Here is a 22556-nt window from a genome sequence, read left to right on the forward strand (position 1 = left end):
TTCAATGGAACGCACACTCGGCAACGGACCGATTGTTGGCTTGGTGCTTGAGGCCCTGGTCCGCACGCTCCTCGCGAAGAACGTCTTGTCGTCCGATGATCTGAGGGCCTTGCTCTTTGAGGCGGCGACGCGCCTGGACGTTGAAGGGAGCCCGCAAACGCCGCAGGCAGCGAAGATCATGGTCGATGAGGATCTGGCGCCTGTCTTCCTTGGTGACGATCGGAAGGTATCGATCGATCCGCTTCCCGGGAAGTCATCGTTCATCTCGACACCGACCGAAGAAAAGTAACCCGCACGGGTGTTAACGCGAGCGCGTCGTCGCCTTGGAGAACAACCCAGAGATGGGCAGGAACAACATGCCAACGTCAGGACGTTTTCTCTATCGCGAACCGACGGTCGCAGACGCCGGCTTCAATCGCCGGCTTGTGCCTCGCGCGATGTTCGCGATCCGGCCGAGGAGCGGAATGTCTTATGGCTCGGCGCGGCTTGTGGTAGGCATATCGTTTTGCCTTCGCTTTTTCATTGCGCTGGAGACGGCCATCGCCCTGCGTTGAGACGGTGGTCGTCAAGAGCGGAGTCGGGAGAGGTATGGATGTCTGAGGAAGCCCCGCGTGACGTTGCCGAACCGGCGGTCGACCCGGAATTCGGACCCTGGCTTGCGCAAGCCTCGATTCTCATCGTTGACGACGAACCGGGCATGCGCAATTTCCTCGTCAAACTCCTGCGACCGCGCTGCAAGCTGATCGAGGAGTCCGCGGACGCCAAGGATGCATCCCGGAAACTCGACGGGCAGCATTTCGACGTTGTCATCCTCGACAACGTCATGCCCGAAAAGAGTGGCTTGGACTGGCTTGCGGAGCAGCGGGCGATCGGGTTCTTTACCGATGTCATCCTTATGACCGCCTATGCCGATCTGGATACGGCAATTGGCGCACTGCGCATCGGCGTCATTGATTTTGTGATCAAGCCATTTCGATCCAATCAATTGCTGAATGCCGTTGCACGTTGCCTTGACCGGGCGAGACTGCAGCGGGAGAATTTCGTACTACGCCATGAGCTGAAATCGTCCGCGCAGCAGCTTTATCTGCGAAACAAGCTCATCGGAGCATCCGCAGCAATTCAAAAGGCGCGGGAGACCATCGCCCGGGTGGCGCCTTTGCCGACGCCGGTTCTGCTTACAGGCGAGTCCGGAACAGGTAAGGAGGTCGCCGCTCGATCGCTCCACTCGTTGTCCAATCGAGCGGACAAGCTGTTCGTGCCGGTTAACTGCGGGGCAATCCCTTCGGAAATGATCGAAAGCGAACTGTTCGGCCATGTGAGGGGGGCGTTCACAGGCGCAGGGAAGGCCCGAGAGGGTCTGTTCATGTTCGCGCAGGGAGGCACCCTTTTCCTGGATGAGATCGGCGAGCTGCCGTATCATTTGCAGAGCAAGCTGTTGCGTGTGCTCGAGGATCGTCGGGTACGTCCCGTCGGCTCGGAGCGAGAGGTGCCGATCGACGCCCGGTATGTCTTCGCGACCAACGCCGATCTGCAAAAGCGGGTTTCAGCCGGCACTTTTCGCGCGGATCTCTATTTTCGTATCAACATCATGCAGATCGAGCTTCCGCCTCTTCGCGACCGCGATCAGGATGTGCTCGAGCTTGCCGAGACCTTCATGCGCGAGATTTCCGAGCAGCTTGGCATGCCGCGCGTTCCGATCGATGCCGGAATGCGGACGTTCCTCTTGCGGTACGACTGGCCAGGCAACATCCGGGAGCTGCGCAATCTGATCGAGCGGACGGTGATCCTCGGTGAGTTCCGGGAGGATTATCTCAAGTCGCGCGGCGAAAGATCGACCAGTGATGTCACACTCGCCGATGTGGAGCGGCGCCATATCCTTTTTGTGCTTCGCGAGTCGGAGGGCGACCGTGAGGAAGCGGCACGCCGTCTCGGGATCTCGCGCAAAACGATCGACCGCAAATGCGCAAGCTGGCAGCTCTGATCGCGAGTTTTTCTCCAAGGGCCTCCGTGCGGTATCGCCTGCTGGCGATGGCGCTCTTGCCGATGCTCGTCATCCTTCCTCTGCTTCTTGGAATAAGCATTTATCGCTGGAACGCGAGGTTCGACGCGGTATTGACGTCCAAGGTCCATGATGACCTGACGATCGCCAGGCAGTATCTCGGACGAATTTTCGAGAACACGGAGGACTATCTGGTATCGTCGGTGAACTCCGCGCGCTTTCAGTCGATTGTACAAGTCCGAGGCTATGAGCGCGGGGCCATGAGCGATTATCTCAAGGACATCGCACAGGCGCGCGGGTTCGATTTTCTCTACGTCATCGCTGACGATGGCACGGTGATCGCCAGTGAATATCAGATGGCGGCCACGCCACGATGGAATTGGTCTGTCATCAGCTCGGCGCTTGAAGGGCGCGCACGAACCGCGATTGACGTGTTTCAATCCATGGAGCTCGCGGCGATCTCCGCCGATCTTCCGAAGCGTGCCCAGATCGACATCGTGACGACGCCCGGAAGCGCGCCGAGCACGCGGACGCAGGAGAGCCGAGGGCTGGTGCTGCAGTCGGCGACGCCGGTTTCGCTACCGAATGAGCGAAAGGCCGCGTTGGTTGGTGGGATGCTGCTCAATCAGAACCTTGCCTTCGTCGACACGATCAATGATCTGATCTACTCCGGGGCGGGTTTGCCTGAAGGCAGTCGCGGAACCGTTACGCTCTTCCTCGATGATGTACGCATCAGTACCAATGTGAGGATGTTCGAGGGGCAGCGGGCAATTGGCACGCGTGTCTCTGCGGAGGTTCGAGATGCGGTTCTCGATCGCGGCCAGACCTGGCTCGATGGCGCATTCGTGGTCAACGACTGGTACATCTCTGCGTATGAGCCGATCCGTGACAGCTACAATCGTCGCGTCGGAATGCTCTATGCCGGTTATCTCCGGCAACCGTTCACCGCAGCAAAGCGTGGTACCGTACTGGAAATCGCGCTCGCATTCGTTGTTGCTGTTGCACTGACTGTCCCACTGTTTCTGACATGGGCGGCAAGTATCTTCCGGCCGCTTGAGCGGATGACGACGACGATTTCGAAGGTGGAAGGCGGCGAACTGGGCGCACGAACCGGACCCGTCGATGGGCGCGACGAGATCGAGCAGGTTGCAGTTCATCTGGATCGGCTGCTCGATCAGATCCACGAGCGCGACGCCGAGCTGCGGCAATGGAACCAGGAGCTCAACCAGCGCGTCGAGGAACGCACAAACAAGCTCGTGCATGCGAACCAGCAGCTCGAAGCAACCACCAAGCAACTCATCATGTCGGAAAAGCTCGCGGCAATCGGCGAGATCACCGCCGGTGTGGCCCATGAGATCAACAATCCCATCGCGGTGATGCAGGGCAACCTGGAGATCATCAGGGATATGATGGGCGCCAGGGCTGACGAAGCAAAAACCGAGTTTCGACTTATCGACGAGCAGATGCATCGCGTCAGTGAAATCGTGACGAGACTCCTGCAGTTCGCCAAGCCACAGGAATATGCCGGCTTCACCGATCAATACGATGCTGCCGTCGTCGTCACCGACACGCTGCCGCTCGTTCAACATCTGCTGAACAAGACCACGATCAGCGTGGACACGGAATATCACGCCTCACGTCTGATCTCGATGAACCGCACCGAATTGCAGCAGGTGCTCGTCAATCTCCTCGTCAACGCAATTCACGCGACGTCCGGGGGCGGGCGTTTGACAATTCGAACCTTCGATCGGAATGAGGGTAGGCGCCGTGGCGTCGTGATCGATGTAACGGACACCGGCGGCGGTATGACGCCGGATGTGATGCAGAGGATCTTCGATCCATTCTTCACCACCAAGAGGAGGGAGGGAACCGGCTTGGGGCTGTCGATCAGCCAGATGCTTGTGACGCGCCAGGGTGGTAAGATTTCCGTTGAGAGCGAGCCCGGTAAGGGTACGACCTTTACGGTCTGGCTGCCTGCGGAGGACTGATGATGACCGAGGAGCCGGGGACATTCCGTCCCTTTGCAGAGACAAATTGTCCATCGACCTGTGGTCGCCGTCATCAAGCGATTGATATCGCATGAAGCCTCGCCTGGCATGGCGGTTGCTGTAATCGCCAAGGGCGGTCGGAGCCTCAACCGAGTGCAACAATGAGTCTGAGGTCAAGGAGAAGGAGACGCAGCAATGCCACGTCATCATGGAAAAATGCCCCCTGTTCCGCCGGCCAACCGGAGCCCGAAGCACCGGCGGTGATCCCGAAGTCAAGAAGGATACGTCGTCGAAGAAGCGTGAGGACAACTACGCGGAACAGGGTGATACGGCAAACATCCGCGAGAACACCACCAACGAGGGTTACTTCCAGGGACGCCGCATCAAATGATACCAGGGGTGGTGTTCTCGCCGGCCGATGTTTCCCTGCCGATAGTGACGGCGCTCGACTGGGGTGTGAAGAGCGAGGAGCTTCAGAAATGACCGTTGTGTCCAACCAGCAGCTGTCGAAGGATATGCAGGCCAAGGCACATCTGCTCATCAATCAGGTCGGTCTCATGCCGCAGGCACAGGATCGGCCATTGGAAGCGGACGACCTGCTCTTTTACATCAGTGAGACGACGATGCCGATGGCGACCTTTTTGCAGAGCCATGGGCTGTTCATGGACGGCGAGGGGCTGCACTTCGACTTCTCGCAGTTCGATGCCATCCGCGAAGTCGCCGTCAAGGTCGTTGCCGAGCATGATGCCGGAAAGCTGGACGGCGTGTGGCAGCAATTCGATCTCTCCACCGACGAGGACGCCGACTACAACGGCGAGTACATCCTGCTCGCCCTTGCTGCCCTTGCGGTCATGTATGATCAGGCGGACTAGGCGGGTCGGGCGCCCCGTTGAACGTGCAGCAGGCGAGATCGTGAACGAGGAGATGCGTGATGACGCTGGTTGAACTGGCTGATGCGCTGGAAAAGGTTGACGAGGAGGCGTTTGCCTCAATGCTGTTGGAGTACGAGCTCAATCACGATGATGAACCCAAGGTCGTTAAGACGATGATCGTAGAGGCACTTCGTTTTGCGGACGCGCACGGATTTCGCGTGACCCGGCCGCCGCTCGATGAGGCCGACTAGTTGCGCCGTCGTCTCGATGCTTGGTTCCGAAACGCCTACAGAGCTCGATCAAGGAGCTGATGCTGAGCTTTCGCGTCGTTTGGCCGATCTGACGAAATGGCCGGCATTGGCGCATTATCGACGCAGCCCATCTGGGCGTATACGCTCCATGTGCGTCGGGGGGCGTAGACGTGCCCGCGGGTGCTCGCCGCTTGCTGTCATTCGAGTTCGATCCATGTCGAACCGCTGTTTTTGACAGGCGATCTTCCTCAGTTTGGTGAGTCGAGCTCCAACGCGACACGCGGGACATTTTGTCCGGTTTGCTTTCGACAAGTTGTCCGAATGCACCTCCCTCCGCAACGCAACTGATTGATATCGTAGAACTTCAGATGTGGCACATGAGTTGCTCAGGATCTTGGGGAGGCAGCGCGGTCGCGTGGCAATCACTATGCCGTCGCCGATGTTCTCTCCAGAGGAGATGTCCATGTCCTTCACGCTTCCCGATCTGCCCTATGCCCATGATGCGCTCGCTCCCTACATGTCGAGGGAAACGCTGGAATATCATCACGACAAGCATCATGCCGCGTACGTGAATGCCCTCAATTCCTTCATCAAAGGTACCGAATGGGAAGGAATGAGCCTGGAGGACGTCGTGATCGGCTCTTTCGGGCACAACGTTCCCCTGTTCAACAACGCGAGCCAGGACCTGAACCACACCTACTTCTGGAAATGGATGAAACTACACGCTGGAGGTGCGCTACCCGGAATGCTTGAAAACAAGATCAGGGCGGACTTCGGCTCGATCGAGAAGATGAAGGACGAGTTCGTCGCCGCCGGTGCCGGACAGTTCGGCTCCGGCTGGTGCTGGCTGGCAGTCGAGAACGGCAAGATCATCGTCACGAAAACACCCAACGGTGAGAATCCGCTCGTCCATGGGGCAAAGCCCATATTGGGCTGCGACGTGTGGGAACACGCCTACTACATCGACTATCGCAATCGCAGGCCGGATTACATCAGGGCGTTTCTCGACCACCTCGTGAACTGGGAGTATGTCGATGATCTCTTCAAGCAGGCGGCGTGATCAATGAAGGTCGTACCGATTGGCGCAACTGGACGCTTCGCGCTTGTCGTGAGGCCCGAGCACCTGGCCAACCGCGTCAAGGATAGCATCCTGCCGCCGGTGCTGGCGACGCCGGTCATGATCATGGCGATGGAGAATGCCGCGTTGAACGCCGTTCGTGGCTATCTCGAGCCGGGTGAAAGCGTGGTCGGCACCTTGGTCAACGTGCAACATCTCACCGCGACCACAGTCGGGCAGACGGTGACCGCCACAGCCGAGGTCACAGCGGTCGAAGGCCGCCGGATCGCGTTTGTCGTCAGCGCCTCCGATGAAGTCGAGAAAATCGGCAAGGGGATCCATGAGCGGATGGTCGTCGAGGTCTCCAGACTACAGCAGCGCCTCGACGCCAAGATTGCGCGATCAGCAGTCCCCCGCGCGACGCCACGCTGAGGTGGCGGGCGATTCATATCGCGTCCTTTGGAGCCGGAACTGAGCATCGAGCAGGGAGTAATCGTCATGTCCGATCGCGTCGTCATCGTCCATCCCCCCGAGGCCAAATGCCGAAGAGATGAGGCAGAAGCTCCCGGGCATACAGCCTGCCGCACCGATACGAGCCGGATCGCAGCTCCATTCCTGGCCATTTGACGACAGACCGCGGGTCCGAGGGATAGTCCTATGAACGCTGAAAAGTACACCGACCGCGCAAGGGGCAACCGCGAGGTGGGGTTCGTTGAAGTGGGGCAGCAAGCCGAGATCAAGGTCGAGACCTTCAACTACACGCGTTACGGTCTCCTCCACGGCAATGTTCGACTCGTCGGCCGAGACGCCCTGCGCTACACGCGTCCTTCTTCCGAGACATCCGACAAGGATCCGTTTGCAGCGAAACAGCAGGTTGCCGGGAGCCCTTCCGAGCGTGAGTCCTCCTACATGGTTCGCATCGCGTTGAAGGAAACCACGATCGGTACAGAACAGGGAGAAATGCAGCTCGGGCCCGGCATGGGGGTGACGGCGGAGATCAGGACCGGGCAGCGGCGCGTAATTGAATATGTGCTGTCGCCGATCATGCGCTACAGACACGAGAGCTTGCGCGAGCGATGAGTGCGGCTTCACCAGCGACTGCCTTGACAGGCGTGGCGCTTGGTCCCGCCGAAGAATTCCGCGCGAGACTAGCCAGGTTGTTCGACGAGAACGAGAGTTTCCGCAACCAGATGACGGAGATCATGGACGTTCTCTCGGCCGCGGTCGCTGCTCACAAACTGGGAGATCTGGCTGAGGCGGAGGCCGGCTATCGCGGCGTCCTGGCAAGATTGCCTGACCACCCCCAGGCATTGCACATGCTCGGGGCCATCGAATTGCAGCGCGGCAACGTTCGATGTGCGATCGACCTGATCCGGCGGTCGATCAAGGTTCATCCCGGCCATCCCGAGGCGTAGGTCAATCTCGGGAGCGCGCTGCGGACGATCCATGAGAACGACGAGGCGATCGGCGCGTATCAGCGCGCCATCAACATCAAGCAGGACATGGTCCTCGCATATACCGAACTTGCGACATTGTTGTCGGATCTCGGTCGCTATGAGGCGGCGGTCTCCTACTGTGAAGCGGCGGTCGCAATCGCGCCCGCTTCCATGCCGGCGCAGATTCAACTCGCCATCACGCTGAGATCCGCGGGGCGATTGCAGGACGCCACGCGTCACTGGTCTAAAATCATCGCTCTGTCTCCCAACCGGGCGGAATCGTACTACGTTCTGGGAACCCAGTTTCGAGATATGGGACAATTGCCGGAGGCGTTGCGCTGCCACAACAAGGCGCTGGCCTTGAAGCCCGACATTCCGGAGTTTCTGTGCGCCAAGGGTGCCACGCTGATCTATCTGAACCAGGCCGACGAGGCGCTGGTGTGTTTTCAGCGGGCAGAGACCATCTCGCCGGGCCTGCCTGACGCCCTGGCCGGAATCGGCTGGGCACTGCGATCGCTAGGTCGGTTCGAAGAGGCTGACAGTTATTCCGACAAGGTTCGCGCTCTCAATCCGGGCGATTTGCGATCGTACAAGCATGTATCCAGCGAGGGCTCCGCGCTCGAGACCGAAGACGAGCAACGTCTTGCCGATGCGCTCGAGCAGCCAGACACCAGCATAGACGGGCGCATCACCGCGGGGTTTGGCCTTGGACGTCTGCTGGACAAGACCGGACGATACGATGAGGCGTTCGCGCGGTATTCCGCTGCAAACAGCCTGGTCCGCGGCATTTGGCCCAAGGTAGCCGATCTGTTCGACAAGGAGAGCTTCACCGCCCGGATCGAACAGTTGATCGAACGCTACCGCGACCGAGCCCGCGTCGGAGCTGCGGACTTCAGCAACATGTCGGAATTGCCGGTGTTCGTCGTCGGCATGCCGAGGTCCGGCACGACGCTGGTGGAGCAGATCTGCGCCAGCCACTCGCGTGTGTTCGGTGCGGGTGAACTCGGTGATGTCATTCGGATGGACGGCGTCCTGAGCCGCCCCGACATTGCCGGCGCAGCCCAGGCGTTTCATGACACAGCGCGGAGACTTGCGAAGGAGCACATCGTCAAGCTGTACGGTGATGCGAAAGGTGCCCATCGCGTCGTCGATAAGATGCCGGACAACATTCTTCATGTTGGCCTTCTTGCGCAGCTGTTTCCCCGGGCGCGATTTGTCCTGTGCAGCCGCGATGATCGCGATATCGCATTGTCCTGCTATTTTCAGATGTTCGCACCTGGAGCCCAGCATTTTTCCTACGATCTGGCGGACTGTGGCCACAGGGCCCGGCTGATCAGACGACTGGCCCAGCACTGGATCGGCCTGTTGCCCGATCGGATCATCGAGATGAATTACGAGGCCCTGACCGACGACCTCGAAGGTCAAAGCCGGCGCTTGATCAAGTTTCTTGGCTTGGACTGGGAGCCGACTTGCATGAATTTTCACCTCACCGAACGGCCGGTATCGACCTTGAGCTACTGGCAGGTTCGGCAGCCGCTGTATCAAAGCTCAGTCGGGCGGTGGCGGAATTACGAGAAGCACCTCGATTCCTTATTCGCAGCGTTGACCCGGCATGAATGACGAACTCGCCATGTGGATCGGGGAGGCGCCCGCGACCGCTCCGTCGTCCAGCGATATTCAGGCCCTGCTGCGGGACGCGATTGGGGCGTACACCGACGGCCGAGGCGATGATGCCGAGCGGCGGGCTCGCGAGATCCTGGTCCAGCAGCCTGATCACCTTGCCGGTCTACAGATCCTGACCGCCGTGGCGGGGCAAACCGGCCGACTGCCGCTCGCGCTCCGCATTGCGCGGCATGCCGTATCATTGCATCCAAACCATGTTTCGGCCCACGTTCAATTGGCTAACCTGCTGCGCGAGGACGGCGATCTTGCCGGGGCAGCCAACGAGCTCGATCTCGCGCTGCAACTTCAGCCGGACAACGCCGGGGCGCACAATGACCGTGGACTTGTCCTTCTGGCGGAGAGCCAATTCGAGCGAGCCGTCGATTGCTTCGCCGAGGCCTTGCGGATCGATCCATCGTGCGGGCTGACACACTACAACATGGCGCTTGCATTGGAGGCGCTGGGCTCGCTTCCCGCCGCCATGGAACGGTATCAAGAAGCCGCGCGGTTGCGGCCAAATCTGGTGGAAGCGCACTACAAGCTCGGGCTGCTGCTCGAAGAGGAAGGCTACCGCAAACGGGCCATCCAGTGCCTTCGCGCCGCTGCTGCGCTCAGACAGGGCACGGCCTTTGCGCTGTTGTGCGAGGCCAGGATACTCGGCTTCGAGGGCGATGATCTGGCTTCCGAAGAACTCGTCAGGCGCGCGATTGTGCTCGAGCCGCGCAAGAGCGATGCGCATGCAATGCTGGGCACGGTCCTGATGCAGCAGGGGCGCTTCGATGAAGCGTCCGCGTCATTCGACCTGGCGAACGCGCTGAACACTCACGACGTACTGGGACCTGTTGGCTTGGTTGAGGTGAAGCGCCTCACGGATGCCGATCGGCCCTTGATCGGTCAGTTGGAGCGAAAGTTGGGAAATCCGGCGATCACCGGACACGAGGCGGCACTTGTCCATTTCGCGTTGGGCAAGGCCTATGACGATATCGGCGAGTACGGTCACGCCATCGGACATTTCGACCAAGCGAACTCACTGAAAAAGCGTGTCAAGAGCAAGTACTACGATGCCGCGGCGCACGCCGAGCTTGTTGATCGGCTGATCCGGCGTTTCACGCCACAATTCTTTGATCGCAACAAAGACGCCGCGCATGCGTGGGACGTGCCGGTGCTGATCGTCGGAATGCCGCGCTCCGGCACGACGTTGGTCGAGCAGGTCCTCTCAAGCCATCCCGATGTCACGGCGGGTGGCGAGCTGGCTTTCTGGCCCGATCATGCCCCGGAATTCGGAGTGGACCGTGAGGGGAGGATCGATCCGGCGTGGATCCGGGAGACGCAAGCAGCCTATCAGACGAGGCTGAAGCAAATCTCTCCCATGGCCCGCAGGATCACCGACAAGCTGCCGCAGAACTTCCACAACATCGGGCTGCTGTATGCAACATTCCCCCGGGCGCGCGTCATCCATTGCCGCCGCGATCCGATCGATACCTGCCTTTCGGTCTACTTCAACAACTTTGCGAATGGCATGGATTTTTCGTTCGATCGGCAATGGATCGTCGACTATTACCGGCAATATGCTCGGCTGACCGAACACTGGCGCAACGTGCTGCCGCCGGGATTCCTGCTTGAAATCAGCTATGAAGATGTGGTCGCGGCTCCCGAACCCTTCATACGACGGATCATCGAATTTTGCGGCCTGCAATGGGACGACGCCTGTCTGCGGCCGGAGCAAAACCAGCGGGTGATCAAGACCGCAAGCGTGTGGCAGGCGCGGCAGCCGATCTATCGAACCTCCGTCTCGCGCTGGCAACGCTATGAACCCTGGCTCGGGGTATTCAACAGCCTGCCGCGACAAGCGAACCTCACAATGGGGGCCTCGTGAAGCGGGTCGCCGATCCGCATCTGGCAGCGGTTCGGTATCTTCCAAGAGGAACAAGATGCGCAAGATATTGATCATGGGGCTACCTGGCGCGGGCAAGACCACATTGGCAAAAGCCCTTGCGCCGCTCATCAATGCCGTCGTGTTCAACGCGGACGCGGTACGCGAGAATCTGTCACGCGATCTCGGCTTCAGTCACGAAGACCGTGTCGAGCACGCCAGGCGGATGGGATGGATGTGCGATCGTGTCGTCGAGGCCGGTGGTACCGTGATTGCCGATTTCGTCTGCCCGACGGATGAGACCCGAGCGGCCTTTGGCAAGGCATTTATCATCTGGGTCGATCGCATCGATGCAGGACGCTTTGAAGATACCAACCGCATGTTCGTTCTTCCCGGCAATTTCGATCTCCGCGTGAATGGAAATGGAACTCCGCAATTCTGGGCCGAGAAGGTGCTTGCCAGATTGCGTCCGCCATTCGATCCACGAAAGCCGACCGCACTCTTCGTCGGGCGGTACCAACCGTTTCACGCAGGCCACCGCCGGCTGATAGAGGAAGGCATCCGGCGGGTCGGGCAGGTGTGCGTGGCTGTACGCGACACACACGGAACCGACGACAAGAATCCGTTCTCGTTTTCCGAGATCAGGCAGCGCATCGAAACAGGCCTCGCAGATCACGTCGGCCGCTTCGTCGTCGTCGCGCTACCGAACATCACCAACGTGTTTTACGGGCGCGACGTCGGCTATGTGGTGGAGAAGCTGGTGTTGGACGAGGGCACGGAAGCGATCTCGGCGAGTGAAGTGCGGCGCTTGATGAGCTGCTCTCGATAACGAGCGTGGCGAACCATCAAAGCGCCGCTTAACTCTTACTTCAGCATCGCCGCGACGTTGTCCTTTGTCACAACGTCGAGACCGGTGTGGATGATCTCCGGCACCTTCTGGCCCTTCTTGATGGCAAGCAGCGTATCCATCGCCTTCTCGCCCATCTCGAAGGGACGTTGGCCGATCAGCGCATTGGCGTAGCCTCGTTCAGGAGCTCCAGCTGCATCTTGAGGGTGTCGGCCACGACCAGCGTGAACTTGCCGGCGTCGATGTCCTTCTTGCTCTTGCTGGCGAACGCCTTGAAGCCTTCCGGCGCGAACATCGGCCAGCCGCCGACCGGGATGATCGCCGCGAGGTCGGGCGTCGCGGTGCGCAGATCGGTCATCTGCTGGACGCCGAGCGCGGGGTCGTCGTTGCAGAAGGTCGGCGAGCCCCCGACTTCGGTCCACTTCGAGCCCTTGAGCGCTTGGCGGACGCCGTCGACACGCTCAGCGAGGTTCTCCGCACCCGGCCCGCCGGAGATCATCGCGTATTTGCCGCCATCGGGCCGGAGCTTCAGCAATTGCTTGCCGAGCGCTGTGCCGAACTCCTTGTTGTCGGTGCCGATATAAGCAATTCGCTTCGAGCTAGGTGCGTCCGAGTCGAACGTGATGACGGCAATGCCGGCGGCGGTTGCCGCCTCGATCGACTTGGTCATCGCGGCAACGTCGGCGACCGAGATCGCCAGGCCGTCCACCTTCTGAGTGATGAAGTCCTGGATGATCTGCGCCTGCGTTGCCGGCTCGTGCTCGACGGGCCCCTTGTAGATGCATTCGATGTTGCCGAGCTCCTTGGCTCGTTTCTGGCAGCCGTCGCGCGCGAAGTCGAAGAACGGATTATTCATCGCCTTGGGCACGATCACGAATTTGTAGCTCTGGGCAAAGCCGGGCGTCGCCATCATGGCGAGCACCGCGGCGGCAAGAAGTGCCTTCCTCATTGTTTCCCTCCGCATTCTTATTGTGCCTATCCCTTCAGGTGGTGGCTCCAGGAGGCGGATAGGCGGACATCACGATCCTCCAGGATGAACTTGTCAGGCCATGCGCGAGCGAAGGCGGTCGACCAGGACCGCTGCGATGATGATCACGCCCACCAGGGTCTGCTGCCAATAGGAGTTGACCTGCGCGAGCACTAGGCCGTTGCGGATTACCTCCAGCAGCACGCAGCCGACGATGGCCCCGAGCGGGCCGCCGACGCCGCCGGCAAGATTGGCGCCGCCAATCACGGCGGCGGCAATGACGTTGAGCTCGTAGGACGTCGCCATGTTGGCCGGCGCGGATCCGAGCCAGCCGCAGATGATGATGCCCTGCAGGCCGGCCGCGAGCGCGCAGATCACGTAGACCTCGATCTTGACACGGACGACCGGAATTCCAGTCAGGGCCGCCGCCTTCTCGTTGCCGCCGAGCGCAAAGACGTGGCGGCCGAAACCGGTGTGGTGCAGCACCACCGCCATTGCCGCCGCGAGCACCACGAGATAGATGAACGGCGCGGGCAGGCCGAACACGACACCCGATGTCAGCGTGTAGAAATAACTGGCTTCGGGGCCGCTGGGAAAGCTGCCGCGGCCGTTGGAAACGACGTAGCCGAGGCCGCGCACGATCGAGAGCATGCCGAGCGTAGTGACGAAGGGGGACAGCCCGAGCACCGCGATACAGAAGCCGTTGACGAGGCCGACCACCAGCGCGACGCCGAGCCCTGCCAGCACCGAGACGAGCAGGATCAACCCGGGCATGTTGGCGATCACGGTCTTGCCGTCGTCCGCCAGATGCACGAACCACTCCGCGCCAGGCATGCCCGGCGTCGAGATGGACGTCATGACCATCGAAGTGATCATCGCGGAGAAACACATCACCGAGCCCACCGAGAGATCGATGCCGCCCGTGATGATGACGAAGGTCACGCCGAGCGTGGCGATGGCGATGAAGGAAAAGTTCTTCGCCACATTCTGCAGATTGCCCTGGGTGAGGAAATAGGGGCTGGCGAAGTTCATCACCACGAACAGCGCCACCAGCGCCAGCAGGACGTAGCCAGTCTGCGAGGCGAAGAAGCCGCTTCGCCACCATTTAGCCTTGCCGACATTGGTGAAGGTGAGGGGAGATTCCAGGGGCGTGGCCATCACGCAGCCTCCTTCGCTCCCGTGATCAGGGAGGTGACTTCCTCGGGGCTGGTGTCGCCGATCGCCTTGTCGGCCCGCTTTTCGCCGCGACGCATGACGACGACGCGGTCGCAGACAGCGAACACGTCGGGCATGCGGTGCGAGATCAGCATGACCGCGACGCCCTGTTCCTTCAGGCGATGGATCAGGCTCAGGACCTGTTCGACCTGGCGGACCGAAATTGCGGCCGTCGGCTCGTCCATCATCACGAGCTTGGCATTGGAGAGCCGGGTCCGCGCGATCGCGACCGCCTGACGCTGGCCGCCCGACATCTGCTTGACGAGATCGTGCGGCCGGGTCTCCGAGCGCAACTCGCCGAACAGCTCCAGCGCGCGGGCTGCCATCGCCTTGTGGTCGAGCAACGCGAACGGACCAAGCTTGCGCTTGAGCTCACGGCCGAGGAACACATTGGCCGCTGCCGTGAGATTGTCGGCCAGCGCGAGGTCTTGATAGACCACCTCTATGCCGACCGCGCGGGCATCGATCGGACGGACGAAGTGAACCGGCTTGCCGTCAAAGCGGATCTCGCCGTGAGTTGGCGGGAAATTCCCGGCGATGATCTTGACCAGCGTCGACTTGCCCGCGCCGTTGTCGCCCATCAGGCCGACAACCTCGCCGGGGGAGACGCGCAGGTCGACGCCATGCAACGCGCGAATGGCGCCGAACTCCTTGCCGATGCCCTTCAACTCCAGGACTGCCAGCCCGGCGTCGTGAGGGGTTACCATGGCTGGTCTCGCTTCGGCATGCTGGCAAACCACCTCCGGCTCAGAAGTGCACCAGCGTGCGCAGACCAAGCACCCAGGCGTTCTCGGTTTTGACGCCGGCGCCGTTATAGCCGCGTCCGCCCGGATTGATCACGTACTGGGCATCGAACTTGAGGTTCATCCAGCCGGTCGCCTGCCAGCCGTACCAGGCTTCGATCGGAACTTCGTTGCCGCCGGCGTTGGGCGTGAGGGCCGCCGAATTCACGTGGGTCGTACCCACCGCAAAGCCGACTTCGTCTTCCGGGCGCCAGGAGAATGTTCCGGTGTGCCTGAAGCCCAGCGCGACCTGGTAGTCCTGGTACGACGTCCGGTGATCGGCGACAGTCGTGTTGAGGAACATGTACCAACCCTGCGCCTTTGCGCCCTCAACGGTCAGCCGCTGCAGGATCGACTCATAAACGCCATAGCGGCCGCGTTGATCTCCGAGATTTTGGCCCGGGACACCATCGACGCCCGGGATAGCTGCAATGATGCCCGGCAGGCCGCCGTCAATCGTCGATGCGCTGTCATACCAGCCGCCGAATCTCCAGGTCCCGTTCAGGGGACCGCTCGGCCCCCAGACCACCTCGACCGGCACCAGCACACCGGAGGCACGGCTCGAGCCGGGAACGCCCGGCAGGAAGTAGGTCGAGGAATCCGACGTCGTCAGATAATTCGGATTGGCGTCGTAGACGCCGACCGACAGCTGCCATTCCTTGGCGAAGTTGTAGTGCGCCACACCGGCCCACTGGCTCACCGGCCAATTGTAGATGTAGCCACCCTGGATGTTGCCGGGCTGGCCGCCGCAGAACGTCAGGTTGATGAACTCGCACAGACCGAAGAAGAAATCGGAGCCGACCGGCAGGCGGCCGCCCTTGAGTTCGAGGCGATCATCGAACAGCTTTTGCGAGTAGTAGAGTTCTGTGAGACGCAGGATATTGCCGCGGCCGAACACCTCGTTGGTCAGCTGCAAGGCCGGAATGCCTGCGTCGTCGTTCAGATTGTGACCGAAGCGGTCGACCAGCGTGAGGCCGACCAGGCCGCCCTGGATACCGGCGAGTTTCGCCATGTCGAACTTTGCCTGGAAGAACAGCTGTCCGGCGTTAGCCCCGACATTCTTGTTGCCACCCGACAAATTGCCGACGGCTTCGTCGCCCAGCGTCAGGGCGAGCGAGATGCCTCGCTCTTTCAGCTGCGTCCTGCCGAGATCGCCGAACAAATACGGCCTTGTCCAAAAATCATCAGTCTCCGTGTAAGGCACAGGCGGGGCCTTCGTGAGCAGATCGGCCGCATGCGCGCCGCCGCCGCCGAATAGAGATAATAGGGCGATCCCCAATCCGCACGCCCCCGCGGTGCCTACCGACCTAAGTGACATTTTCTGCACTCCCAGCGTCCCCGGCTTTGTCCATTTGCATCACGTTCCCGCCCAAAGCCCTTCAGCACGGAACGCGCCCCTTTCAGTGCACTCATCCCTCAACTAGAGATAGAAATCGCGTGCGCACCAAAGCCTCTCAAGACGGTGGTGAGGGTCTGTCCGTCGCCCGGCCGGTCCGGCCTGCAGCGCGAATGCGGACGCCAGCGTCGTATGCTTCATCGGTCCTGCGCATCGAACTCCTCCCCATGGTCTTCTATTCAAGTCGCCGCGACCCTATTCCCGGCCACGGTTCATCCTTATCGAGTGGTCATGCCTGATCGCCCGTCGTCGTCGGCAACGCGGCCGCGCCGTGCGCAGACGCGTTCTGCAGACGAGTGTTTTCCTTCGATTTCGGTGCCGTGCGGGCGAGGCCGGCCAGCGCGGCCTTGCGCCGCCGCCGGGCCTGCAATTGCTGATCCGCCAGCACGCCGATCAGAATCACGGTGCCCATCACCGCGAAGTTCAGCGAATTCGGAATGCCGAGGATGTTCACGAGGTTCTGCAGCACCTGCAGCAGCGCCGTCCCCAGCACGATACCAAGGATGGAGCCTTCGCCGCCGCGCAGGCTGCAGCCTCCGAGCACGGCCGCCGCAATCGCGTAGAGCTCGTAGAAATTGCCGAAGGAACTCGGCGAGACCGAGTTGGTATAGAACACGAACAGCACGGTCGAAACGCCGGCGAGACCGCCGCTGATGACATAGGCGGTCGCGATCACGAGGTTGGTCCTGATGCCGGAGAAGCGCGCCGCTTCCTCGTTCTTGCCGACGGCATAGAGCCAGCGCCCGTAGACCGAGCGATGCAGCAGCACGCCGAGGATCACCGCCAGGATGATCAGGAAGATGAAAGTGTTCGGAATGCCCGCGACATTGCCGGAGGCGATGTTGCTCAGCGTGCTGGCCTCGTCGCCGTAGCCGAAGCCGCGCGTCGAATCGCTGGTGTAGTAGCGCGCGGCGCCGCGATAGATCAAAAGCCCGCACAGCGTCACGATGAAGGGCTGCATCTTCAGCCGGGTGATCAGGAAGCCCTGGATGCCGCCCAGCGCCAGCCCGCCCATCAGGACCAGCAGCAGTGCGAACGGCCAGGGCACCTGATACGTCGTCAGCAGGTCGATGAAGACGACGCCAAGCAGCGCGAACATCGAGCCGAGCGAAAGATCGATGCCTCCGGTGATGATGACGAGCCCTTCGCCCAGCGCGAACACACCGAACAGGCCGATCAAATTGGCCATGTTGAGCAGGTTCACGAACGACAGGAAGGCCGGGTTGATCGCGCCGGTGACGGCGGAGATCACCGCCAGCAGCAAGAACAGGCCGAGCTCCTTCTTCATCATGACGCAGCGGCCTCCATGGTTTCGAGCGCTTGGCCCACCGCCAGCCGCAACACGTTGTATTCGCTGAACTGATCGCGCTCGAGCACGCCGCTGACGCTGCCTTCATGCATCACTGCGACCCGGTCGGAGACGCCGATCACCTCTTCCATGTCGGACGAGATCATCACGATGGCGACGCCCTGGTCGGCGAGGCTGCGCATCAGCGCGTAGATCTCGCTCTTGGCGCCGACATCGATGCCGCGGGTCGGCTCGTCGAAGAACATCACGCGCGGCTGCATCGAGAGCCACTTGCCCAGCACCACTTTCTGCTGGTTGCCGCCGGAGAGCGTCACGGCTTCGATATCGATGCTCGGCGCCTTGATCGACAGGCGCCTCGCCTGGTCCTTTGCGATCTTGCGTTCGGCGCTGCCGTTGACCAGCCACATCCGCGCATAGTCCAACAGGCTCGCGAGCGTCACGTTTTCGCGGATCGGCAGTTCCAGCACCAGCCCGGATTTCTTGCGATCCTCCGGCACCAGGTAGATTCCCTGCCTGATCGCATCGCGCGGCGAGGCGACACCGACCGGTGCGTTGTCGATCCTGATTTCGCCGCCCAGCAGCGGGTCGATGCCGAACACCGCGCGGGCAAGCGAGGTGCGGCCGGCGCCGACGAGGCCGGCGAGGCCGAGGATCTCGCCGCGCCGTACCGAAAGATCGATCTGCCGGTCGGGAAAGGCCGTCGTCACGACGCCTGCGATGTCGCAGCCGCCAGGCTGCGGCGTGTGCGCCGGGGGCGTGTACAGCGCCTTGAGGTCGCGGCCGATCATCAGCCGGATCATGGCGGCGTGGCTCAGCTCGTCCCGCGCCAGCTCCCCCACCGTGCGCCCGTCGCGCAGCACCACGACGCGATCGGCGCAGCTCATGATTTCACCGAGCCGGTGCGAGATGTAGATCACCGAAATGCCGTGTGCCTTGAGGTCGGCGATCACCTCCAGCAGCCGTTCGGTCTCCGAAATCGTCAGGCTCGAGGTTGGCTCGTCCATGATGATCACGCGCGCGTCGATCGAGAGCGCCTTGGCGATCTCCACCATCTGACGCTCCGCGATCGACAGATTGTCGACCAGAGTGCTCGGCGTGAAATCGGCGCCCAGCCGTTCCAGCAGCGGCGTCACGCGGGCGCGCATCTCGGCGTTGTCCACCAGCTTCAGCGGGCCGCCGGCAAGCTTCTCGCGTCCGATGAAGACGTTGGCTGCGACGTCGAGATTCTCGAACAGGTTCAGCTCCTGATGCACAAAGGCGATGCCGGCGAGCGTCGCCTCGTTCACCGTCATCCGGGCGTGCTCGGTGCCGCCGATGCGGATCACGCCCGCGCTCGGTGCGATCACGCCCGCCAGCACGCGCATCAGCGTCGACTTGCCGGCGCCGTTCTCGCCGATCAAGCCCAGCACCTCGCCGCGGCAGACGCGCAGATTGACGTCGTCGAGCGCCCGGACGCCGGGATAGGTCTTGCTGATTCCGCTGAGTTCCAGCAGCGTTTCCGCCATTCGGCATGTCCTCCTGCACACCGCCCGGCGGCCGTTGCGGCCGGGCGGTGAAGCCGGCTGAAGTTACTTCTTCAGCAGGTCCTTCAGATTCGCAGCGAACTCCGCAACGTTGGCCTTGCTGATCACCTTGGTCGGCACGATCAGCTTGCTGTCCTTCGGGATCCAGGACTTGTCGCCGTTCAGCGTCTTGATGATGTTGGTGGCGGAGAGATAGCCGAACTCGTACGGCTGCTGCACGACGGTGGATTCGATCGTGCCGTCGGAAATGCCCCGCAGCGTGCGCTGATCCTCGTCGAAGCCGACGATCTTGACCTTGCCGGCCTTGCCCGCGGCCTTCACCGCGTCATAGATCAGCGGGGTCTCGTAGCTCCACAGGCCGGACAGCAGCGCGATGTCGGGATACTTGACGAGCACGTTCTCCATGTTCGCCTTGGCCTTGGCGAAGTCGACCTGGTCGGTGAACACGTCGACCAGCTCGACCTTGGTGCCGGCGATCGATTCCTTGATGCCCTGCACCCGCTCGCGGGCGTTGTCGGCGTCCATCGTGCCGACGAACAGCGCGATCTTGCCGCCGTTCGGCAGCGCCTTCTTGATCTCCTCGCCGGCCTGCCGCCCGGCCGCGACGTTGTCGGTGCCGATATAGGCGAGACGATTGCTCTGCGGCGCGTCGCTGTCCGTCGTGATCAGCACGGTCTTGGCCGCAACCTTGTTGAGTTCTTCGGTCGCATGCGGGGCATCGTCGACCGAGATCGAGATGCCGGCGACGCCGCGCACCAGCAGGTCGTCCAGCTCGCGCCGCTGGCCGGCCGCGGTGCCTTCGTTGGTGACGATCAATTCGATATTGTAGTCTGGGTGCTCTTTCTGCGCCTTCTCAAGCCCGCGGCCCGCGATGGTCCAGAAGTCGGCCGCGACGTTGGTCACCAGCGCGATGGTCTTTTTTTGCTGTGCCTGTGCTATCCCCGTGGTCATCGCGAGCGCAGCTGCGCCCGCCAGCAGCGGCACGATCAATCTTCTCATTGAGTCATTCATATGCACCTCCCTGTCGATACCCCCCGCGAGGGGATTTCACGCTCGGCGCTTTTCACGCCTTATTTTATTCACGTAACTAATAAATTAGCGCGACAAAAAGTCCAGTCAAGGATGTTCGAGTCCAGCTATTCAAGCAAAAATAGTAGGAAGGTGATGTATTTCGGTCGCAATCGATGCTTTTCGGCCAACTTCTGAGGCGTATCCGTTGAATAATTTTATCAAGCGAATTAAAAAAGCCCGTATGAATGAGCAGTCCGAACCGCTGAGACGCGCTTCAAGTCTGACCCGGGGATCGAACCGCGACCGTCTCGTTGAAGTCTTGCGGCGTCAGGGACCGTTGCCGCGCGTCGAGCTTGCACGCAGCACCGGGCTGAGCTTCCCGGCCATTTCGGCCATCACGTCGAAGCTGATGGCGGAAGACCTGCTGGTTGAGGCCGAGACCGATGCAGTGACGTCGTGGCCGGACGATACCGACGACGAGGATACGGATGGGTTGAACGGCCGCCGCCGTGGCCGGCCGGCGGTCCTGCTGACCCTGAACCCCGAATTCGGCCGCATCATTGCGGTCTCGCTGCGCATGAATCTGATCGAGACATTGATCGCCGATTTCAGCGGCTCGGCACTGGCGCAATCGCGGCTTGAACTGACGACGCGCGGCCTCGATGCAGGCGCGGTGTGCGATCTCGTGGTCGCGCAGATCGAGGCCATGCTCGAAGAGACGGCGACGCCGCGAGACCGGCTGCTGGGAATCGGGATGCGCTGCAGGGAATCGTCGACGCCGACACCGGCCGGCATCTGTGGAGCCCCGCGCTGTCGATCACCGACGTCGATCTGGCAAAACCGATCCGCGAGGAATTCGGCGTCGAAGTCGTGATGGCGAACGACGCGGTCGCGGTGGCGCTCGCCCTTGTCGCAGCCGAGCCGGCACTGGCGCAGGGGCTCACGGCCACGCTGATGGTCGGTCACGGCATCGGCATGGGCATCGTCGTCGACGGTGAAGCGCGCTGGGGGGCCGGCGCGGGCAGCGAGATCGGCCATGTCAAGTTGACGCCGAACGGTCCGCAGTGCCGCTGTGGTCAGCGCGGCTGCATCGAGGCCCATCTCGCCGACTATGCGCTCTACCGCGACGCCCGCACCTTTCTCGACCTGCCGCCGGCGGTGTCGCAGCAACCGTCCGAGGCGCAGATGGCGCTGCTGAGGGCGCGGGCACGCGCCGGCGATCCGCGTCTCGAACAGTTGTTCCGGCAGGCCGGCCACGCGCTTGCCGAGGCGGTCGCCACGACGATATCGGTGCTGCGCCCGCATCATCTGATCCTCGCGGGCCCCGGCCTGCAGGCGTTTGACATGATGCGCAGTGCCTATGAGGAACGGCTCGAGCAGGCGGTGCTGCCGTGGCTGCTCAAATCCACGGCGATCCATGTGCGTCCCAGCGAGTCGGCGACGATCGTCGACGGCATGGTGCGGCGGACGCTGCGGGTCGTGGACCGAAGCCACATGGAGACAACCGAGTGAAACCTCGGGAGCTGCGGCCCTTTGCTTGAGCCGTAGCAATGCAACTGACGCCCTTCAGGCGCCAAATCGTGAGGATGCCAATGCAGGGTGCTATCTATCCAAGCCTCAAGGACCGGACCGTCCTGGTCACCGGTGGCGGTTCCGGCATCGGCGAGGCGATCGTCCGCCAGTTCATCAGCCAGGGCGCGCGGGTCGGTTTCATCGACATCGATCTGACGTCCTCGGAGCAACTGCTGTCTGATCTGGGGGCGCATGCCCGCGTGCGCTTCGAGCACGCCGATCTGCGCGACATCGGCGCGCTGCGCCGCGCGGTCGCCGGCATCCGCGAGGCGCTCGGGCCGATCACCATCCTGGTCAACAACGCGGCGCGCGATGATCGTCATGCGATCGAGGACGTCACACCGGAATTCTGGGACGAGCGGATCGCCGTCAACCTGAAGCATCAGTTCTTCAGCGCCCAGGCGGTCGCACCCGACATGAAACAGGCGGGCGGCGGTGCGATCATCAATATCGGATCGGTGAGCTGGGTGATCGGTCAGGGCAATATGCCCTGCTACACCACGGCGAAGTCAGCGGTTCAGGGCCTCACCCGCGCGCTGGCCCGCGATCTCGGGCCGCACAATGTGCGGGTCAACTCCATCCTGCCCGGATGGATCATGACCCAGCGGCAGCAAGATCTGTGGCTGACGCCCGAAGGCGTCACCGAACTGATGCAGCGGCAGTGCCTCAAGCGCAAGCTCGTGCCTGACGACATCGCCCGCGTCGTGCTGTTTTTCGCCGCCGACGACAGCGGCGCCTGCACCAACCAGAGCCATATCGTCGACGGCGGTTGGGTTTAACGATTCAACTGGTCTAG

General features: G+C 61.7%; 20 protein-coding genes and 2 pseudogenes. 15 read left to right on the forward strand and 7 right to left on the reverse strand.

The genetic code is table 11. From position 1 onward, the window contains the following. Positions 1-4: 4 nt before the first annotated feature. The 13 genes from AKN84_RS27765 (at position 5) to AKN84_RS27825 (ending at position 11967) form a co-directional block, all read left to right on the forward strand. Complete coding sequence (locus AKN84_RS27765) at positions 5-289, forward strand: hypothetical protein (protein WP_244485516.1); 285 nt, start codon at positions 5-7, stop codon at positions 287-289. A 303-nt stretch (positions 290-592) separates the two neighbouring features. Then, the gene (locus AKN84_RS27770; RefSeq protein WP_050423731.1) at positions 593-1981 is read left to right on the forward strand and encodes a sigma-54-dependent transcriptional regulator; all 1389 of its coding nucleotides are present in this window, start codon (positions 593-595) and stop codon (positions 1979-1981) included. Next, positions 1960-3987 carry a sensor histidine kinase gene (locus AKN84_RS27775; RefSeq protein ID WP_050423732.1) on the forward strand — a complete coding sequence of 676 codons (2028 nt, stop codon included), beginning with the start codon at positions 1960-1962 and terminating at the stop codon, positions 3985-3987. The genes AKN84_RS27770 and AKN84_RS27775 overlap by 22 nt, the downstream gene beginning before the upstream one ends. Positions 3988-4195: 208 nt before the next feature. Next, a complete protein-coding gene (locus AKN84_RS47830) occupies positions 4196-4378 on the forward strand; it encodes a hypothetical protein (protein ID WP_050423733.1) in 183 nt (60 codons plus the stop codon). A gap of 88 nt (positions 4379-4466) precedes the next feature. Beyond that, the gene (locus AKN84_RS27785) at positions 4467-4859 is read left to right on the forward strand and encodes a hypothetical protein (RefSeq protein WP_050423734.1); all 393 of its coding nucleotides are present in this window, start codon (positions 4467-4469) and stop codon (positions 4857-4859) included. A 59-nt stretch (positions 4860-4918) separates the two neighbouring features. Continuing rightward, the gene (locus tag AKN84_RS27790; protein ID WP_050423735.1) at positions 4919-5110 is read left to right on the forward strand and encodes a hypothetical protein; all 192 of its coding nucleotides are present in this window, start codon (positions 4919-4921) and stop codon (positions 5108-5110) included. Positions 5111-5573: 463 nt separating this feature from the next. After that, positions 5574-6170 carry a superoxide dismutase gene (locus tag AKN84_RS27795; RefSeq protein ID WP_050423768.1) on the forward strand — a complete coding sequence of 199 codons (597 nt, stop codon included), beginning with the start codon at positions 5574-5576 and terminating at the stop codon, positions 6168-6170. A gap of 3 nt (positions 6171-6173) precedes the next feature. After that, positions 6174-6599, forward strand: a complete 426-nt coding sequence (locus AKN84_RS27800; protein ID WP_050423736.1) for a thioesterase family protein — start codon at positions 6174-6176, stop codon at positions 6597-6599. 225 nt (positions 6600-6824) lie between these two features. After that, positions 6825-7247, forward strand: a complete 423-nt coding sequence (locus AKN84_RS27805) for a beta-barrel domain-containing protein (protein ID WP_050423737.1) — start codon at positions 6825-6827, stop codon at positions 7245-7247. Between the two features lie 77 nt (positions 7248-7324). Then, a complete protein-coding gene (locus AKN84_RS27810; RefSeq protein ID WP_050423738.1) occupies positions 7325-7582 on the forward strand; it encodes a hypothetical protein in 258 nt (85 codons plus the stop codon). An 18-nt stretch (positions 7583-7600) separates the two neighbouring features. Beyond that, on the forward strand, positions 7601-9223 hold the full coding sequence (locus AKN84_RS27815; protein ID WP_283805545.1) for a tetratricopeptide repeat-containing sulfotransferase family protein: 1623 nt from the start codon (positions 7601-7603) through the stop codon (positions 9221-9223). Further along, complete coding sequence (locus AKN84_RS27820; RefSeq protein WP_050423740.1) at positions 9216-11141, forward strand: tetratricopeptide repeat-containing sulfotransferase family protein; 1926 nt, start codon at positions 9216-9218, stop codon at positions 11139-11141. The genes AKN84_RS27815 and AKN84_RS27820 overlap by 8 nt, the downstream gene beginning before the upstream one ends. 55 nt (positions 11142-11196) lie before the next feature. Next, complete coding sequence (locus tag AKN84_RS27825) at positions 11197-11967, forward strand: adenylyl-sulfate kinase (protein WP_050423741.1); 771 nt, start codon at positions 11197-11199, stop codon at positions 11965-11967. A 35-nt stretch (positions 11968-12002) separates the two neighbouring features. On the opposite strand, the pseudogene AKN84_RS27830 reads toward AKN84_RS27825, so the two are convergent. The 7 genes and pseudogenes from AKN84_RS27830 to AKN84_RS27860 form a co-directional block, all read right to left on the reverse strand. Then, positions 12003-12934, reverse strand: a pseudogene (locus tag AKN84_RS27830) (sugar-binding protein). Positions 12935-13027: 93 nt separating this feature from the next. Continuing rightward, positions 13028-14110, reverse strand: coding sequence for an ABC transporter permease (locus AKN84_RS27835; RefSeq protein ID WP_050423742.1), 1083 nt, complete (start codon positions 14108-14110; stop codon positions 13028-13030). Next, a complete protein-coding gene (locus AKN84_RS27840; protein ID WP_050423743.1) occupies positions 14110-14874 on the reverse strand; it encodes an ATP-binding cassette domain-containing protein in 765 nt (254 codons plus the stop codon). The genes AKN84_RS27835 and AKN84_RS27840 overlap by 1 nt, the downstream gene beginning before the upstream one ends. A 40-nt stretch (positions 14875-14914) precedes the next feature. Beyond that, a complete protein-coding gene (locus AKN84_RS27845; protein ID WP_050423744.1) occupies positions 14915-16267 on the reverse strand; it encodes a carbohydrate porin in 1353 nt (450 codons plus the stop codon). Positions 16268-16574: 307 nt separating this feature from the next. Next, the gene (locus tag AKN84_RS27850) at positions 16575-17636 is read right to left on the reverse strand and encodes an ABC transporter permease (protein WP_050423745.1); all 1062 of its coding nucleotides are present in this window, start codon (positions 17634-17636) and stop codon (positions 16575-16577) included. Next, the gene (locus tag AKN84_RS27855; protein ID WP_050423746.1) at positions 17633-19159 is read right to left on the reverse strand and encodes a sugar ABC transporter ATP-binding protein; all 1527 of its coding nucleotides are present in this window, start codon (positions 19157-19159) and stop codon (positions 17633-17635) included. The genes AKN84_RS27850 and AKN84_RS27855 overlap by 4 nt, the downstream gene beginning before the upstream one ends. 63 nt (positions 19160-19222) lie before the next feature. Next, positions 19223-20188, reverse strand: coding sequence for a sugar-binding protein (locus AKN84_RS27860; RefSeq protein WP_083633148.1), 966 nt, complete (start codon positions 20186-20188; stop codon positions 19223-19225). Positions 20189-20429: 241 nt separating this feature from the next. Here AKN84_RS27860 and AKN84_RS50470 point away from each other — a divergent pair. Both AKN84_RS50470 and AKN84_RS27870 read left to right on the forward strand, forming a co-directional pair. After that, positions 20430-21700, forward strand: a pseudogene (locus AKN84_RS50470) (ROK family protein). 80 nt (positions 21701-21780) lie between these two features. Next, on the forward strand, positions 21781-22539 hold the full coding sequence (locus tag AKN84_RS27870) for an SDR family NAD(P)-dependent oxidoreductase (RefSeq protein WP_050423748.1): 759 nt from the start codon (positions 21781-21783) through the stop codon (positions 22537-22539). The last annotated feature ends 17 nt before the right edge of the window (positions 22540-22556 follow it).

The sequence above is a fragment of the Bradyrhizobium tropiciagri genome (assembly GCF_001189845.1).
Lineage (GTDB): Bacteria > Pseudomonadota > Alphaproteobacteria > Rhizobiales > Xanthobacteraceae > Bradyrhizobium > Bradyrhizobium tropiciagri.

What these genes read in the sequence shown, in the direction of transcription:
- AKN84_RS27765 (WP_244485516.1), top strand. Translation starts at nt 5, where the DNA reads ATGGAACGCACACTCGGCAACGGACCGATTGTTGGCTTGGTGCTTGAG.
- AKN84_RS27770 (WP_050423731.1), top strand. Translation starts at nt 593, where the DNA reads ATGTCTGAGGAAGCCCCGCGTGACGTTGCCGAACCGGCGGTCGACCCG.
- AKN84_RS27775 (WP_050423732.1), top strand. Translation starts at nt 1,960, where the DNA reads ATGCGCAAGCTGGCAGCTCTGATCGCGAGTTTTTCTCCAAGGGCCTCC.
- AKN84_RS47830 (WP_050423733.1), top strand. Translation starts at nt 4,196, where the DNA reads ATGGAAAAATGCCCCCTGTTCCGCCGGCCAACCGGAGCCCGAAGCACC.
- AKN84_RS27785 (WP_050423734.1), top strand. Translation starts at nt 4,467, where the DNA reads ATGACCGTTGTGTCCAACCAGCAGCTGTCGAAGGATATGCAGGCCAAG.
- AKN84_RS27790 (WP_050423735.1), top strand. Translation starts at nt 4,919, where the DNA reads ATGACGCTGGTTGAACTGGCTGATGCGCTGGAAAAGGTTGACGAGGAG.
- AKN84_RS27795 (WP_050423768.1), top strand. Translation starts at nt 5,574, where the DNA reads ATGTCCTTCACGCTTCCCGATCTGCCCTATGCCCATGATGCGCTCGCT.
- AKN84_RS27800 (WP_050423736.1), top strand. Translation starts at nt 6,174, where the DNA reads ATGAAGGTCGTACCGATTGGCGCAACTGGACGCTTCGCGCTTGTCGTG.
- AKN84_RS27805 (WP_050423737.1), top strand. Translation starts at nt 6,825, where the DNA reads ATGAACGCTGAAAAGTACACCGACCGCGCAAGGGGCAACCGCGAGGTG.
- AKN84_RS27820 (WP_050423740.1), top strand. Translation starts at nt 9,216, where the DNA reads ATGAATGACGAACTCGCCATGTGGATCGGGGAGGCGCCCGCGACCGCT.
- AKN84_RS27825 (WP_050423741.1), top strand. Translation starts at nt 11,197, where the DNA reads ATGCGCAAGATATTGATCATGGGGCTACCTGGCGCGGGCAAGACCACA.
- AKN84_RS27835 (WP_050423742.1), bottom strand. Translation starts at nt 14,110, where the DNA reads ATGGCCACGCCCCTGGAATCTCCCCTCACCTTCACCAATGTCGGCAAG.
- AKN84_RS27840 (WP_050423743.1), bottom strand. Translation starts at nt 14,874, where the DNA reads ATGGTAACCCCTCACGACGCCGGGCTGGCAGTCCTGGAGTTGAAGGGC.
- AKN84_RS27845 (WP_050423744.1), bottom strand. Translation starts at nt 16,267, where the DNA reads ATGTCACTTAGGTCGGTAGGCACCGCGGGGGCGTGCGGATTGGGGATC.
- AKN84_RS27850 (WP_050423745.1), bottom strand. Translation starts at nt 17,636, where the DNA reads ATGATGAAGAAGGAGCTCGGCCTGTTCTTGCTGCTGGCGGTGATCTCC.
- AKN84_RS27855 (WP_050423746.1), bottom strand. Translation starts at nt 19,159, where the DNA reads ATGGCGGAAACGCTGCTGGAACTCAGCGGAATCAGCAAGACCTATCCC.
- AKN84_RS27860 (WP_083633148.1), bottom strand. Translation starts at nt 20,188, where the DNA reads ATGAATGACTCAATGAGAAGATTGATCGTGCCGCTGCTGGCGGGCGCA.
- AKN84_RS27870 (WP_050423748.1), top strand. Translation starts at nt 21,781, where the DNA reads ATGCAGGGTGCTATCTATCCAAGCCTCAAGGACCGGACCGTCCTGGTC.